Raw genomic sequence first — 14,456 nt, forward strand, 5'->3', positions numbered from 1 at the left:
CGGGTGGGCGACACGGCGGGGTTGCCGGGCTGGTGGGCCGCGCGGCGAGGTGGGGTGCGCGGCGGGTGGGCCGCGCGGCTGGTAGGCCGCACGGCCGGGTGGGCGGCACGGGGGATGAGGGCGCACCGTGAGGTAGGCGCGAAAGCCGGGTGGGCGGCGCGGCCGGGGGCCGCGCGGCAGGATGAGTCGCACGGCCGGTGGGCCGTAAGGCGGGGTGGCCCGCATAGCGAGGTGGACCGCGGCTGGGCGGGCCGGAACGCCCCACGCCGTACCGACTGGCTGGTATGTTGGCCTCGTGATCGAAGCGGCGCGCCGGACCTGGCGACTCATCGAGCCCTACCACGGCATGATCTACTTCGCTCCGGAAGCCGCCGCGGCGTACCAGGAGCTCGGCCTCAGCGGCCGCGCGGGCTACTTCGCGTCGAGGTCGGCGGCGCTGGGTGCGGTCCCGGCTTCGGTCGTGGTCGCGACCTTCTACAACTTCAACCCCGCTCTCGTCCGGGAGTCGATCACCGCCGCGCGGGCCGCCACCGAGCCGGACGCCGTCCTGGCCGCGCGCTACGCCGCCGCGGATCGGGCGCTGCGCGGCGCCTTGGGCGACGCGATCGGCTCTCCGGAGATGCACCGGGCGGCCACTCTGCTGCGCGAGGCCGCCGAGGCCGTCGCCGACGACGTTGTCGGCCGCCCGCTGTACGCCGCCCACGCGGCCCTTTCGTGGCCCACCGAACCCCACCTGGTCCTGTGGCACGCGCAGACCCTGCTCCGCGAGTACCGCGGCGACGCCCACATCGCGGCCCTGCTGACGGCAGGCCTGAGCGGCGTCGAAGCGCTCGTCACCCACGCTGCTTCCGGTGCTGTCCCGGCGGAAACCCTGCGTACTTCCCGGTCGTGGTCCGAAGAGGACTGGAGCCGCGCCGTCGACGGCCTCCGTGAGCGGGACTGGCTCACCGGTGATGCCGAGCCGACGTTCACGCCCACGGGTGCGGCCCGCCGGGCGGAACTCGAGAAGGCGACCGACGAGAACAGCGTGGCGCCGTATGCGCACATCGGCGAATCCGCGTGTGCCGAACTGCAGGAACTGGTGCGGCCGTTCAGCCGGGCGTTGGCGGAGAAGTTCATGCCCTGGGTGCTCGCGAGGCAGTAGCCGCGAGCGTCGGGAGGTGGAAAATCGGTCACCCGGGCTCGCGCCGCGCCGGCGGAGTTCCCGGCGTTCCGGGTGCTGACCCCGGCCGATCTGGGCGAGGTGCTCTTCAACTACCGGGATTGACCCGGAGGGTTCACGCGCCGAAGGCCGCCGCGTGGTCGCGCGCCCACTCCGCGAGGGTGCGGGCCGGCCGTCCGGTCACCTGCTCCACGGCCGGCCGCACCATGTCGGGCGTTTCGACCGTGTCCGACCAATAGCCGAGGAGCATCGAGATGATGTCCTCGCCGACGCCGTAGGAATGCATCTCGGCGCGGAACTCGTCCGGCGTGTTCTCGGTGAACCTCAGCTCCCGGTCGATGGCCGTGCCGATCGTGTCGAGCTGCTCGACCCGGCTCAGCGCCTGCGGACCGGTCATGGGGTAGTGCCGGCCGGCGTGTCCCGGTTCGGTCAGCGCCACGGCGGCGACGGCGGCGATGTCGGCCTCGTGGATCGGGGCCTGCGCGGAGGTCGGGTAGGGGCCGGTCACTCCGCCGGTGTAGCGGATGGGCCGGGCCCATGCCAGCAGATTGCCGGCGAAGGTGCCGGGCCGCAGGATCGTCCAGGCCGCGCCGCTGTCGCGGACGGCGTCCTCGACCGCGGAGTGGTGCACCTGGCTGGCCGACCCGCGGTCACGCTCGTGTTCGAGTGCCGCGGCGAGCGAGGAGAGCAGGACCAGGTGCGCGACGCCCGCGGCCGCGGCCGCCTTGACGAATCCGGCCACCCCCGCCACCGGGAAGACGAACGCGCTGTCGACACCGTCGAACAGTCCCTCCGGTGGCGCCGCGGTCAGGTCGCCGGCGACCAGCTCCACCATCTCGGGCAGGCCGGCCTTCTCGGGGGTGCGGGTCAGCGCCCTCACCCGGTGCCCGGCGGCGAGCAGTTCGTCGACCAGGTGGCGGCCGATCGTGCCGGTGGCGCCGGTGACGAGGACGGTCTTGGGGCTGGGTGTGGTGGTCGTATGCATGAGGTGAAGGATGCCGGGTATTGCGGCAAGATCTTTGCCGCGATTCACCACATCATGGAGACATGTCGAACCCGGCTTCCCGCCTGCTGGCGTTGCTGACCCTGCTGCAGACGCGCTCGTCGTGGACCGGCGCCGAGCTGGTCGACCGGCTCGGCACGAGCCCCCGCACGGTGCGCTACGACATCCGGAAGCTGCGTGACCTCGGCTACCCCGTCGAAGCGGCCCCCGGGGTGGCCGGCGGCTACCGGCTGCGCCCCGGAACCGCGCTGCCTCCGCTGCAGCTCGACGACGACGAGGCCGTGGCCATCGTCATCGCGTTGCGGATGGCCACCGGCGCCGGCACCACCGACCTCGGCGAAGCCGCCGGAACCGCGCTGGTGAAACTCGAGCAGGTACTGCCACGCCGGCTGCGGGGACGGGTCGCCGCCATGCGCGACTACACGCAGGCGGCGCGGGCCCCCGGCGGCGTCGCCCCCGACCTGCTGATCTTCCTCACCGCCGCCTGCCGCGACCACCGCCGCGTCCGCTTCGGCTACTTGACCCGCGAAGGCAAGGCGACCCACCGTGAGGTGGAACCGCATCGCGTCGTCCAGGTGGGGCGGCGGTGGTACCTCGTCGCCTTCGACTCCGGCCGCGGCGACTGGCGGCAGTTCCGCCTCGACCGGATGACCGTGAACCGCCCGGAAGGCGCGACGTTCACCCCGCGCGAGGCCCCGTCCGCCACCGACGTGCTGCACGGCATCGACTCGGCCTTCGCCCGCCATCGCGCCGTCGTCCTGGTCGGCGCACCCGCCGCCGAGATCATCGCCAGAGTACCGGCGGCCGTCCCCGTCGAGGTGGTGGACGAGCATCGCTGCCGCGTGCACGCCACCGCCGAGTCACCGGCCGCGCTCGCCCTCAACCTGCTGATGCTGGACGCGGATTTCGTCCTCGAACAGTCCTCACCCGACCTCGACGCCGCGCTCGACACCCTCCGCCGGCGGCTCGGGTAACCCCGCCACGCGCTCTTCGCCGTGAGCGCGCGGTTCCGGCGCGGCCGAATTCGATCGCCGCGGCAGGTGACTCCGGGCTACGCTCGCCAGGAACCCGCCCAAGGCGCAGCTACCCGGTAAGGGTGCGTCCTGCCCGTCGCACGGTGAGGGTGGCAGCCCGTTCGAGCCGGGCCGGGTCCGGGGAACCCACGCCTCGGCGGGAGGTGTCGGGGTTCCCGCCGAGCGGCTTGAGAGTTTGCCTCTCAGCGGTGGTGATCGCGGGCATAGCGGGCCGGCGTCTGGCCGTAGTAGCGGCGGAATGTCCGGATGAAGTGGCTGCTGTCGGCGAACTGCCAGCGTGCCGCGATCTCGGAAACCGTGCTGGGGGAAGGCGAGAGGAGCGCGCGGCGCGCCTGCTCGAGACGCCGTCGGCGGATGTACGCCGCGACGGGCTCGCCGGTTGACGCGAAGGCCCGGTGCAGGGTGCGCAGCGAGACCTTGAGGCGGCTCGCCAGCAGCGCCGGTGTCAGGTCCGGGTTGGTGAGTAGGCGATCCGCGAGGTTCCTGGCCGCGTGGACCAGCGGGCCGGGCTCGGTGCCGTCGACATATCCGTGCAAGACCCCGCGCACCAGCTCGACCAACGCGTTGCGGCTCGCGTGGACGCCCTCATCGCTGAGGTCGCCGAGCGTCGCCTGGACGACACGTGTGTGGGCCAGGAGCACACGAACCTCCGCGGCGGCGGCCGGGCCGGTCGCTTGCGTGCTGCCGGCGAACACGCTCAGCGCCTCGGCGGGCAGACCGATCACCTGGGCGGAAGTGCCCGCAGCGACGTCGTAACCGGTCAGCCCGATCGATCGGCTCAGCAGAAACTGGCCGGCCTCGACCGCCATCGTGTCGCGTTCGCGTTCGAGGATGTAGGCGCCCCGGTGCACCACGTACATCCGTAGTTCGCCGTTGTCGGGAAACGCGGAATCGACCCGGACCCGGGTGGCGGTCTCGAAGTCCGTGATGGCTGAGTCCCCGACGCGGGAGGCGCGGCCGCGAACGGTGGCACCAGCGGTGGCTTCGTGGCTGAAGGCGGGCAACGTGAAACCGTCGCCGATCTGCTCTTCCCAGCCGTCGCGGAAGGCGTCCACACCGAACCGCTCGGTGTCCAGCCGAACCGAGCCGCGTACCGGGTCCATCGGGCCATCCAATCACATGGCACGCATCGTCGATCGATCCGGCGCTGGTGTTCAAGACCGCGGCGGCACCGGACTTCTAGGGTCGGGATGTGGATCCGAAAACCTATCTGCACCTCTACTTGCAGCAGGTGCGCGACGTACTCGTGTGGAAGCTCGACGGCCTTTCCGAGTACGACGCACGCCGACCGCTCACCCCGACCGGCACCAACCTGCTCGGACTGGTGAAGCACCTGACGGGCAACGAGTTCGGCTACTTCGGCGAAGTCTTCGACCGACCCGCCGACGCGGCGGAGTGGCTGGTCGACCGCACTCATTCGGAAGACTTCCTCGTCCGCCCGGAGGAGACGAGCGAGGAGGTCATCGCGGAGTACAAGCGGTCGTGGAAACACGCCGACGCCACCATCGCGGCGCTTGATCTCGACTCACCCGGCCAGGTGCCACACTTTCCCGAAGGCATGCGAGAGGTGACCCTGCAGTGGATGCTCGTCCACATGATCACCGAGACCTGCCGGCACGCCGGTCACGCCGATATCGTCCGTGAGCTCATCGATGGCAGCGCCGGTTACCACCCGACGGTGAGCAACCTGCCCGAGGGGTGGTTTGAGTTGCACAACCGTGTCGAGGCCGCGGCCCGGGAGGCCGCGAACTTCGAGGTCGAGGAGCGTGATCCCGCCGGCCGTCACCGGTGAGAGATGGTCGCCGCGCCGGCCCGAGGGCCGGGCCTGTGGGTAAGAATACCCATGCCGGCATGGGAAAACCCGGTCGCTTGCGGACGACGTCACCGGGCAGAACCATGAGAACCCATGAGACGCAACAAGATGAGCCGGATCCGCCGAGGACTGGTCGCGCTGGGGGCCGCCGCACTGGCGACGATCGGCGTGGCCGCGCCGGCCTCCGCCGACTCCGAGGGGCCGTGGTGCTTCAAGTGGCGAGGGCAGGTGATCTGCGTTCCGGTGCACCTCGACTGGAACTGGGAGCTCGGGTGCCCGCAGTGCGGCCTGGCGGTCGACTGGCTGCCCGACCCGCAGGAGGTCGTGGGCCGGCAGATCGCGCTGGGGCTGGGTGATCTCAGTACTGCGGGCCGCACCCTCGACCCGGTGCGGCGGGCCCAGTTGCGGGCCGCGGCGTTCGACAAGTTCACCCAGGCCGCCCAGGCGAGTCCGGGCGCCCGGCCGTTCCCGGCGCGGGCCGGCTTCATCGACGAGCTCGGTACCGTCAAACCACAGCCGGAGCCGTGGCTGCAGGCCGCCGCTCAGGACATCTCCGTCGGCGTCGGGTACATCCAGCTCGCGCTGAACGACTGGACCGGTGGCGGAGCCGGGTTCCGCCAGCAGGCCGTCGCGAAGCTCGACGAGGCCTACGCGGAGCTGGCCCACGCACAGGTGATCGGCACCTGACGCCTCAGGGGTGGTGGTTGCGGGCGACGCGGATGAGCACGGAACGGCGGTGGTGGCCGAGCTTGGCGCGGATGTTCTCCAGGTGGCGGTTGACCGTGCGGACGGCGATCTGCAGCTCGTCGGCGATCTCGCGGTTGTCGTAGCCCTTGGCCAGGCAGCGCAGCACATCCCGCTCGCGGGTGGTGAGCGGGCGGGACGATTCGTGCAGTTCGCCGATCAGGTGGGCGGCCAGGTCGGCGGGCAGGACCGGGCCGGTGAGCACGGCCTCCACCGCCGCGGTCAGCTCCGCGGCGGTGATCGCCTTGCTGACGCAGCCGTGTGCCCCGGCGCGGACGGCGGCCAGGAACTCCGCGGGTTCTCCCTGGGAAAGCACGAGAATCCGGATGTCGGGCCAGTGGACGCGCAGGTAGCCGATGACGTCGACGCCGCGGCCCGCCCCGGGGCCCAGCCGCAGATCGACCAGCGCGACATCGGGGTGGAGCCGGTCCGCCAGGCGGCAGGCGGCCGGTGCGTCCGCGGCCTCACCCACGACCGTCACCCGGCCGTCGCGCTCGAGTGCGGTTCGGACACCGTCGCGGGTGATCGGGTGATCCTCGACGACCAGCAACCGGACCGGGTTTCCCGGCATGATCACCTCTCCCTCGGGGGATGCGCAGCTCCACTTCGGTGCCCTGGCCGGTGCGGCTGCGGATGCGGACCTGCCCGCCGAGGCGTTCCACCCGAGCCCGGACCGACAGCCGCAAACCGATCCCGTCCGTGTCGCGGCCGGGCTCGAACCCCACGCCGTCGTCCCGGACGCTCACCGTGACGTCAGCGCGATCCTGCAACACGGTGAGCCAGACCCGGTGCGCCCGTGCGTGTTTGACGACATTGCTCAGCAGCTCCGCCACCGCGGCGACGACGTCGGCCGCCACCGCCTCCGGCAACCGGACCGGGCCGCTCGTCACCAGGCGGATCGGGATCTCGTCGCGCCGTTCGGCGAGCTCGGCCAATTTCTCGCGGAGCGAGACGACGCCGGCCGGAACCGGGTCGGGATCGGAGCGCGCCAGACCGCGCAGCGCCGCCTCCTGCCGGGCGATCCCCTCGGCCACGGCGGTCAGCGCCGGCGCGGCGGACAATTCCCCGATCCGGGCCCGGAGCCGGCCCAGGTTCTGCAGCACGTCGTCGTGGATCCGCGCGGCGAGCCGCTCCCGTTCGGCCATCCGCGCCGTCCGCTCGCCGTGCCGGATGGCTTGCTCGCGCAGCTGGTCGAGCTGACCGGCGGCCACGCCCACCGCGCCACCCAGCAGCACGTACGACAGCCCCCAGCCGACCGTGGTCAACAGCTGCAGGAACGACAGCCGCGCGAACGCGACTTCGTTGGCGGCGTAAGCGAACGGCAGGCTCAGCCCGAGCACCGCCCCGGCGACCAGGCCACCCCGGATTCCCCGGACGACGCCCCACGCCGCGACCGCCGCGGCCGGATACGCACCCATGAACGACGGGTGGTCGGTCAGTACCGCCTGCGCCGGATACACCCGGCCGTACCCCACGATCAACGCCACGGCCATGGCCAGATCGGCGGCGAGCACGAGCCGCATCCGCCGCACCGCGGCCATCGTCAGCCAGGCCGTCCAGCAGCCGGTGGCGATCAGGGCGACGCCGGCCTCGACCGGCCGCTGGACCTGGCCGCCGGCGAACGCCACCACCAGCATCCAGCCGAACGCGAGCCAGCGCAGGCCGAGCACCAGCAGCATGGGGGCCGGATGCCTGGGCTCGGTCGGCATCTAACCGACCCGGACGGCAACTTCGTCGGGCGGCCAGGTGCAGGCAGACCGGCTCAAGAAGTGCTTTTCACAGGCCTGGATCGAGACCAGGTACGTCGTCGCCGGCCGGACGTCGGGCAGGGTGACCTCGAAGCCGGCCACCTCACGGTGCCGTTCCGACCACGGCGGTCCGCCGGCCGGCTGCCAGGTGACGTTGAACGCGTCCGCAGCACCGTACTGCCAGCCGACGTGGATTCCGCCGGCGTCGGCGTAGGCCGTGGTGATGCACGGGCGATCGCGCGCCGCGCAGGGGCTGGCGAGGTCGCGGGCCCGGCGGGCGTACTGCTGTCCCACGTGGACCTTCGGGTCGCCGTCGGCGGTCAGGACGATGGTGCCGCCACGGAAGTTCACGTAGGCGGTGGTCGTGTCGTCCACGTTGCCGTCGGTGGGCCGGCCGAGCACGCCGGACGGGCCGCCGGCGGCGATCCAGGCGCCGAAGATCGGCGCGAACATCGTGATCGGCTCTTCCGGCGGGAAGGCGTACACCACCTCACTCCACCCGAATCGGTTGGCGACCACCGGACTCCACGGCGTGTAGCGCACGCCCGCGCCGGCCGAGCGGGTGTCGGCGGCCGGGCAGCCGACCCCGGCGCGTCCGCCTCGGTGCAGCCACCAGTCGTGCACGGGCGCATCGACGGCGTACTCGGGACAGTCGTACCGGGCGGACCGATCGTTCGCGATGGCGATGATCGTCGCGCTCACCGCCGCACCGACCGCGAGCAGGACCAGGACCGTGCGGACGGCCAGCCTCCGCGCGGGCAGCGGATCGGGCGCCGGATCGAGGTCCTGTGCGGCGAACAGCCTGGCGATGCGCGCCTGCCGCCAGGACCACCCGGCGGCCGGCGGCAGGCACCCGGCCACCGCACCGCTCAGTGCGGTGATCCCGTCCACCTCGCCCAGCACCGCGGCGAGCCCGGTCAGGCCGACGACGACGAGGACCGTGACACCGGCACTGCGAACCAGCCGCCACCACCACGGCGCCGCCAGCCACTGCCGGGCCCAGCGGGCGGACACATCCCACACGTCCGGCTCCGGAAATCGCTTTCCCCGGCGGGCTTCCCGCACCACGGCCCGCCGGACCGCGAAACCGAGATTCCACCACGCGACCTGCGCTCCCACAATGTCCGCGAGCACGCGCTGCCCGGCACCAGTGCCCGACGCGGCGATCGCCCCCACCAAACCGAGTCTACGGTTTCCCCGGGCCGGCCGCACTACCCTGGATGGACGCTGTGCCGCTACGGCACCGGTCTCACGACAATAGTAGGCATGGGCAATCTTACCCACGGTCGAGTGGGCAAGACCGGACGCTTATCGGTGCGCGGTTTCTGTGCCAGCATCGGTTGCCGGAAAGGAAATCGGGATCCGCTAATCAGCCCGGCCTCCGGCGAAATTCGATGCGAAAGGCGAACACGCCATGAAACACGGGATTCTCAAAAGAACCGCAAAAGCTCTGGCCTTGGCCACCGCGCTCCTGTCGGCGGTCTCGGTGACCACCGCAACGCCCGCTCAAGCGAGCGTGCAAGTGTGGGACAGCGTCGAGGGGGCCACCCCGTGGACCCGCTGGCAGGGCGGCGGTTCCGGGGACGGTGTCGCCGGTTACGACCTCAACGGCGGGGTCGCCCGCTCCGGCGCCAACGACGGCTGGCTCTTCGTCGGCAACGGCTGGGCCGCCAACCGCATCCCGGTCACCATCTCCAACTGGAACCGCGGCAACTGCGCCGTCGGCGTCTGGTTCAACCCCCTCACCCCGGCCGGCGCCCAGGTCGGACTCCAGATCTGGAACCCCGACGGCTGGAGCATCATCGCCGAGACCTACCCCTGGTTCCCCGGCGGCGGCTACCGCCAGGCCTACCTCACCGGCCTCGACTTGCGCCGCTTCACCGGCGACATCTACCTCCAGGTCATCTACGGCAACAGCAACGGCACCAAGACCTTCGTCCGCTTCGACGACATGGCCATCCAGTGCTCCTGACCTCCCCGGCTACTCCGGTCCGCCCAAGTGCCGTTGCAGGTGCCGGTGCCGGAACTGGTGGACCGCGCCGTACTGGCGGAGCACACCGCGGTCGCGGGCGTCGTCCAGGAACCCGAACAGCCGCCACGGGAGCTCGCCGCGCGCGGCGAGCACGAGCCGGGCCGTGGTGAACCTGGCGTACGCGCTGAGCAACGTCCAGGCCGCGGCGTAACCGAGCGCGATCCGGACCGCGTAGCCGAGGCCGAGCACCGCGAAGATCGTCGCGATCGCCAGCATGGTCCCGGTGCCGGCCAGCAGCACGTTCCGGTCGGCGCGGAGGGTGGCGCCCGGACTCGCCGGGCGGTCGAGATCGGCGAGCGCCACCAGGCCGTCGCCGCGGCCGTGGCGCTGCCGGTGCCACAGCTTGCGGCCGAACCACCAGGCCAGGAACCCGCCACCGAGCGCCAAAGCCGTCACCACCAGTGCCGCGCGCACGGTGTGCACGAGTCCGGTCGCGACGCTCCGGCCGGCGACCAGCAGCGCGAGCACGCCGGTCACGAACAGCAGCGTACTTCCCAGCAGTTTCGCGAAGTCGCGCAGTTCGGTGCGCACCTTCGACGTCGAGTTGTCGAACCGGTGCGGGGTTTCGAGGTCGGTGACGGCGAAGTACGCGAGGTACCGCGAGTGACCGGCAGCCAGCCCGACCACGGCGGCGGCCACCAACCCGGGCACGACGCCGGCCGTGCTGACCAGCCCGAAGCCGATCGTGGCGCCCGCCGCGACGCGACAGGCCGGGGCGACCCAGGGGAGGGAACGATCGAGCCGCCACCACGCGATGTCCGCCGTCCCGCTCGCCGCGAGGTGCGCCAGCCAGCGCCGCACGGTGCCGTGGTCCACCCGGGCGAAGGCCCCGTGGCGGCGGTGACCGGGGTGGTCCGGGTAGACCGCCGGGACGAGGTGCCGCACCAGGTGGGCCTCGATCGAGTCCCGGTCCGGGAAGCGCGTCCGGTCGGACAGGTCACCGGGATTGCGGCCGGGGTCCTGGTGGACCACGCGGATCAGCCACACCACGAGCGGCGTCGGCGCGGGCTCCGTGCGCAGGCGGGCGAACAGCGGCGCCAAGCGGGACCCGCCGTGGGGGACGGTCTCGGTCAGGTAGTCCTCGACGTCGTCCCGGTCGAGCGGCCGGAGTTCGGCCCGGGTGGCGCGCGCCAGCCCGACGCCCGCCGCGTCCAGGGCGCGGTGTTCGGCGAGGCCGCAGGTGACGACCAGCGGAACCGACGACCCCAGCCGGTTGAGCGCCGCGATCGCCTCGGGCCGCAGGTCTTCGGCGATGGTCTCCAGGCCGTCGAGGACGGGCAGCACCAGGCCCACCTCCAGCAGCGCGGACGCCAGTGTCAGCCGTCGCCCGTCGACCCAGCGCACGGTCCGGCCCAGCCGGTGGTCGCGGGCCAGCCGGCGGGCGAGCCAGTCGAACGGGTGCAGTTCGCCCGGGTGCCAGTCGGTGACGGGGACCAGCACCGGCACCGGCGCGCCCCGGGCCCACCCGGCCAGCAGCTCGGCCACCAGCCGGATCGCCGCCACGCTCTTGCCGGATCCCGGCGGCCCGAGCAGGAGCAGCCGCCGGGACGGTACGTCGTCGCGGAAGAACGGCCCGATCCGCTCGAACTCGCGGCTGCCGGCGCGCCAGCGGGTGACCAGCGGACGCGGGTCGTCGAGCCCGAGCCGCCGCGACTCTCCGCGCCACAGGTCGCCGACCGCGCCCGCGAGGCCTTCCGAGGCGTCGACGAGCACGCGGCTCAGCTCCGCGCTCAGCAGGGACAGCCCGTCCGGCCGATCGGCGAGCGGTCCCAGCTCCGGCTGGACGCACCGGGGTTGTCCGGTCAGCACCCGCAGCAACTCGTCGAACTGTCCGGGCATCGCGTACCGGGTGGCCGAGTAGGGTTGGAGGAACGCTGGCAGGTCGTCGGCGGAGCACCCGGGCAGGACGACGGGCAGGATCTTGGCCAGCCACTGCGCCCGGTCCTGGGCCAGGTGTTCGCGCAGCATGACGAGCTGGAGCCGGGCGAGACCGGGAGATTCGCCGTCCGAAGTGGCCAGCTGTTTGTACCGGGGCGAGCCGATCGCGAGCACGAAGTCGCCGTGTTCGAGCTGGTCCATGGTCCAGTCGAGCCAGTCCCGCCGCCGATCCCGTTCCCACAGATCCAGCCGCGCATCGATGCCGGAGGACCGCAGCCGCCCGGCGAACAGCCGGACGGCTTCGGTGTGGTCACCGGAGTCATCGGCGTAGGAGACGAAAACCCGGGGACTTCGCGTGGGCGGCACGCCGGCCGATTCTAGTGCCGGGGGGCTTTCCCGTACCGGTTTCGCGTCGATGCGTGGATCCGGGATGTGCGAGTCGCCGCCGACGACAAGCGCGCGGAGCTTCAGGAGGAAGCCAGCGGAATCAGGCCGGAATCCCCCGACCCGGAGACAGCACTCTAGACCACGGGTGGGCTACCGGCGAAGCTCGATTCCGCCGCCTCCAGGCGTGGCACCGCGATGCCCAGCCGGCGGGCTTCGGCCAGGGTGTCGCGGCAGACCTCCCGTGGTTCCTCGGCTGCGGGGTCGGCGTGGCCCTCGAAACTCCTGCGCACCAGCGGGACATGCGCGGTCAGCCACGCGAACGCCGGGGCCGTCAGCCAGGTCGGCGCCCGGTATCCCAGCGTGTCACGCCGGCGCAGATCGGCGCCGCGCGCCTCGAGCACCGGCAGCAGCTCGCGGGCGGTCAGCAACGCCTCGCGCAAATCGGCCGTCGCTCCCACCAATGCGGACAGCGTTCCCCGCCGCAGGCCCTGCGCGTGCAGGCCGGCGTTCATCGCGAAATGGAGCCACAGCCAGGTGCGGAAATCGCGCTTCTCGCGCAACCGGAATCCGGCCTCGCGGAACACCCGCCGCGTCGCTTTCTCGCGCTCGGTCGGGGGCCGGTCGAGGGTGCCGAAGACGACCGCGGGCAGCAGCATTCCACGGAGCACGCCGTCTTCGCCGAAGCCGCCGCCCGCCAGCGGGAAGCCCCACGCCACCTGATCGGCGGGCAGAGCGCCGATCGCGGTCAGTGGCTCGGCCCAGATGTTGCCGAACACCAGGACCGTGGCGTTGCCGACGCGCGGCGCCAGGAACGCGGCTGCCTCCGGCAGGCGGTGGTGCGGCACACTCAGCACGATCAGGTCGAAATCGTGGTCCGGCGGCAGGTGTTCGCGGTAGCGCACCGGCCACGCCTGGACGACGCGCTGCCCCCACACCCACCTCCGCGCGTCGAGCAGATCGAGCTCCACCGCCTCCCCGTAAGCCGACGCGCGGCCCGGCCGGACGTAGCACTCGACGTCGTGTCCGGCCCGCTCCAGGGCCCAGCCGTGCACCGTGGCGATCGCGCCCCGGCCGAACATGAGGATCTTCACGCGCACCTCGTCGGATATGATGAAATTGGAGGTCATCTCCACTTATCACGCTAGGGAGGTGCTGCCCGCTTGTCAACGCGCGGTGCGAAGCCGCGGCCAGGAGGCCCTATGGGCGGTCGCCGAACCAGTGACCGAGCGCCGGCCCGAGATCGTCCGGATTCCCGGCCCAGCACACGTAACCGTCCGGCCGGATGAGCATCGGGTCGGTGCCGACGCCCTGTCCCACGCGGTCCACGCGGTCCCGCCAAGGGGCGGCGACCTCGGCGAAGCTGTCGGCCGGGTCGATCAGGAGGCCGCGCCCGCAGCGCAGCAGTTCGTGCGACCGGACCGGGCCGAGCCGCAGATCCGGTGCGGGCAGACCGACGCGCGGCTGGTCTTCGCCGCCCGGCATCGGGTACCGGATGCCCATCCCGGACAGCATGTCGTCCAGGCGGTACTGCACTTCCGGCAGCTGGGCCAGCGCGGCGAACAGCTCACGGGCCGCCGCCAGATCCGGGTCGCCGGTGCCCTGGTGGTCCATCAGCAGGCTCTGCGCCTGGACGTTGCGCAGCACGGCGGCCCCGACCGGGTGGCGTTCGGCGTGGTAGGTGTCGAGCAGGTGCGCCGGCGCCCAGCCGTGCACCGCGGCGCCGAGCTTCCACCCGAGGTTCAGCGCGTCCTGGATGCCGGTGTTCATGCCCTGCGCACCGATCGGGAGGTGGACGTGCGCGGCGTCGCCCGCCAGGAACACGCGCCCGTGCCGGTAGCGGGCGGCCTGCCGGGCCGCGTTGGTGATGCGGCGGGCGTAGCGCAGTTCGAGCAGGTGCACCCGTGCGCCGAAGACGTTGCGCAGCCCGTCGCGGATCTCGTCCTCGGTGACCGGAGCGTCCCGCGGCAGTGACCGGCCCGGGCCGCCCAGCGCGAGCCGGCGCAGCGGCCGGCCCTGCGGATCGGTGCCGAGCGGGAACACCGACGCCCAGTGCCCGTCCTCGCTCCGGGCGTGCATCATCCCTTGTTCGCCGCCACTCAGCCGCACGTCGGCGGCGACGGTGGTCATCGTCCCCGGCCGGCCGGGGAACTCCGCGTTCAGCAGCGCTCGGACCGTGCTGCGGCCGCCGTCGGCCGCGACCAGGTAGCGGGAACGGACGACGCTGCCGCTCGCGAAGGTCGCGGTGACGCCGTCCTCGTCCTGGGTGAGACCGGTCAGGTCGTGGTCACGCCGGACGTGGCTGCCTTGCGCGGCAAGGTGCCGCTCGAGGAACCCCTCGATCACCACCTGTGGGATGGACCGCCACGGATGGGCGTGCCGGTCCCGGGTGAGCGGGAGCGTGATCCCGGCGAAGTGCGCGGTGCCGGCCGGGTGGTTTCCGGTGGCCAGCAACGGTTCCAGCAGGCCGCGCTGGTCGAACGCCTCCTGCGTGCGCGACTGCACGCCACCCGCTTTCGACAACGTGCTGCGCCGCGCCAGCTTGTCGACCAGCACGGCCGGCACGCCCGCCACCCGCAGTTCGTTGGCCAGCGTCAGGCCGGTCGGGCCCGCGCCGACGACGAGCACCTCGGTGTCCATGAGTTTCTCCCCTGGTGG

Annotated in this window: 13 protein-coding genes; 5 read left to right on the forward strand and 8 right to left on the reverse strand. The window is 72.3% G+C overall.

The annotated features are described in order from the left end of the window. Positions 1-295 precede the first annotated feature (295 nt). Positions 296-1,144 carry an SCO6745 family protein gene (locus ACWEVN_RS11320; RefSeq protein WP_452051136.1) on the forward strand — a complete coding sequence of 283 codons (849 nt, stop codon included), beginning with the start codon at positions 296-298 and terminating at the stop codon, positions 1,142-1,144. A gap of 133 nt (positions 1,145-1,277) precedes the next feature. Here the strand turns inward: ACWEVN_RS11320 and ACWEVN_RS11325 are convergent, their stop codons facing one another. Next, complete coding sequence (locus ACWEVN_RS11325) at positions 1,278-2,147, reverse strand: SDR family oxidoreductase (RefSeq protein WP_452051137.1); 870 nt, start codon at positions 2,145-2,147, stop codon at positions 1,278-1,280. 62 nt (positions 2,148-2,209) lie between these two features. Here ACWEVN_RS11325 and ACWEVN_RS11330 point away from each other — a divergent pair, with 62 nt between their 5' ends. Next, entirely contained in the window at positions 2,210-3,139 is a 930-nt protein-coding gene (locus ACWEVN_RS11330) for a helix-turn-helix transcriptional regulator (protein WP_449684148.1), read from the forward strand. Between the two features lie 242 nt (positions 3,140-3,381). Here the strand turns inward: ACWEVN_RS11330 and ACWEVN_RS11335 are convergent, their stop codons facing one another. Then, entirely contained in the window at positions 3,382-4,254 is an 873-nt protein-coding gene (locus tag ACWEVN_RS11335; RefSeq protein WP_452051138.1) for a helix-turn-helix domain-containing protein, read from the reverse strand. 137 nt (positions 4,255-4,391) lie between these two features. On the opposite strand from ACWEVN_RS11335, the gene ACWEVN_RS11340 reads away from it, so the two are divergent. Then, on the forward strand, positions 4,392-4,991 hold the full coding sequence (locus ACWEVN_RS11340) for a DinB family protein (protein WP_452051139.1): 600 nt from the start codon (positions 4,392-4,394) through the stop codon (positions 4,989-4,991). A gap of 114 nt (positions 4,992-5,105) precedes the next feature. Continuing rightward, positions 5,106-5,699, forward strand: coding sequence for a hypothetical protein (locus ACWEVN_RS11345; protein ID WP_449684151.1), 594 nt, complete (start codon positions 5,106-5,108; stop codon positions 5,697-5,699). A 4-nt stretch (positions 5,700-5,703) separates the two neighbouring features. Here ACWEVN_RS11345 and ACWEVN_RS11350 read toward each other — a convergent pair whose 3' ends face one another. From ACWEVN_RS11350 to ACWEVN_RS11360, 3 genes are read right to left on the reverse strand one after another with little or no spacing between them, the layout of a single operon-like run. Then, positions 5,704-6,327 (reverse strand): response regulator, encoded by a 624-nt coding sequence (locus ACWEVN_RS11350; protein WP_452051140.1) that lies wholly within the window; start codon positions 6,325-6,327, stop codon positions 5,704-5,706. Then, positions 6,221-7,465, reverse strand: coding sequence for a sensor histidine kinase (locus tag ACWEVN_RS11355; protein ID WP_452051141.1), 1,245 nt, complete (start codon positions 7,463-7,465; stop codon positions 6,221-6,223). Before ACWEVN_RS11355 ends, ACWEVN_RS11350 begins: the two co-directional genes overlap by 107 nt. Then, positions 7,466-8,680, reverse strand: coding sequence for a hypothetical protein (locus ACWEVN_RS11360; protein WP_452051142.1), 1,215 nt, complete (start codon positions 8,678-8,680; stop codon positions 7,466-7,468). A 280-nt stretch (positions 8,681-8,960) separates the two neighbouring features. On the opposite strand from ACWEVN_RS11360, the gene ACWEVN_RS11365 reads away from it, so the two are divergent. Then, positions 8,961-9,476 carry a hypothetical protein gene (locus ACWEVN_RS11365; RefSeq protein WP_452051143.1) on the forward strand — a complete coding sequence of 172 codons (516 nt, stop codon included), beginning with the start codon at positions 8,961-8,963 and terminating at the stop codon, positions 9,474-9,476. A gap of 9 nt (positions 9,477-9,485) precedes the next feature. Here ACWEVN_RS11365 and ACWEVN_RS11370 read toward each other — a convergent pair whose 3' ends face one another. The 3 genes from ACWEVN_RS11370 to ACWEVN_RS11380 all read right to left on the reverse strand — a co-directional run bounded on the left by ACWEVN_RS11370 (position 9,486) and on the right by ACWEVN_RS11380 (position 14,438). Beyond that, positions 9,486-11,780 carry an SEFIR domain-containing protein gene (locus ACWEVN_RS11370; protein ID WP_452051144.1) on the reverse strand — a complete coding sequence of 765 codons (2,295 nt, stop codon included), beginning with the start codon at positions 11,778-11,780 and terminating at the stop codon, positions 9,486-9,488. Positions 11,781-11,935: 155 nt separating this feature from the next. Continuing rightward, the gene (locus ACWEVN_RS11375; RefSeq protein ID WP_452051145.1) at positions 11,936-12,892 is read right to left on the reverse strand and encodes a ketopantoate reductase family protein; all 957 of its coding nucleotides are present in this window, start codon (positions 12,890-12,892) and stop codon (positions 11,936-11,938) included. A gap of 106 nt (positions 12,893-12,998) precedes the next feature. After that, complete coding sequence (locus ACWEVN_RS11380; RefSeq protein ID WP_452051146.1) at positions 12,999-14,438, reverse strand: FAD-dependent monooxygenase; 1,440 nt, start codon at positions 14,436-14,438, stop codon at positions 12,999-13,001. Between the last annotated feature and the right edge of the window lie 18 nt (positions 14,439-14,456).

The organism is Amycolatopsis sp. NPDC003861, assembly GCF_053605405.1.

Bases quoted from the DNA above. Each gene is read 5' to 3' on its own strand.
- ACWEVN_RS11325 (WP_452051137.1), bottom strand. From the start codon at position 2,147: ATGCATACGACCACCACACCCAGCCCCAAGACCGTCCTCGTCACCGGC.
- ACWEVN_RS11330 (WP_449684148.1), top strand. From the start codon at position 2,210: ATGTCGAACCCGGCTTCCCGCCTGCTGGCGTTGCTGACCCTGCTGCAG.
- ACWEVN_RS11345 (WP_449684151.1), top strand. From the start codon at position 5,106: ATGAGACGCAACAAGATGAGCCGGATCCGCCGAGGACTGGTCGCGCTG.
- ACWEVN_RS11350 (WP_452051140.1), bottom strand. From the start codon at position 6,327: ATGCCGGGAAACCCGGTCCGGTTGCTGGTCGTCGAGGATCACCCGATC.
- ACWEVN_RS11355 (WP_452051141.1), bottom strand. From the start codon at position 7,465: ATGCCGACCGAGCCCAGGCATCCGGCCCCCATGCTGCTGGTGCTCGGC.
- ACWEVN_RS11380 (WP_452051146.1), bottom strand. From the start codon at position 14,438: ATGGACACCGAGGTGCTCGTCGTCGGCGCGGGCCCGACCGGCCTGACG.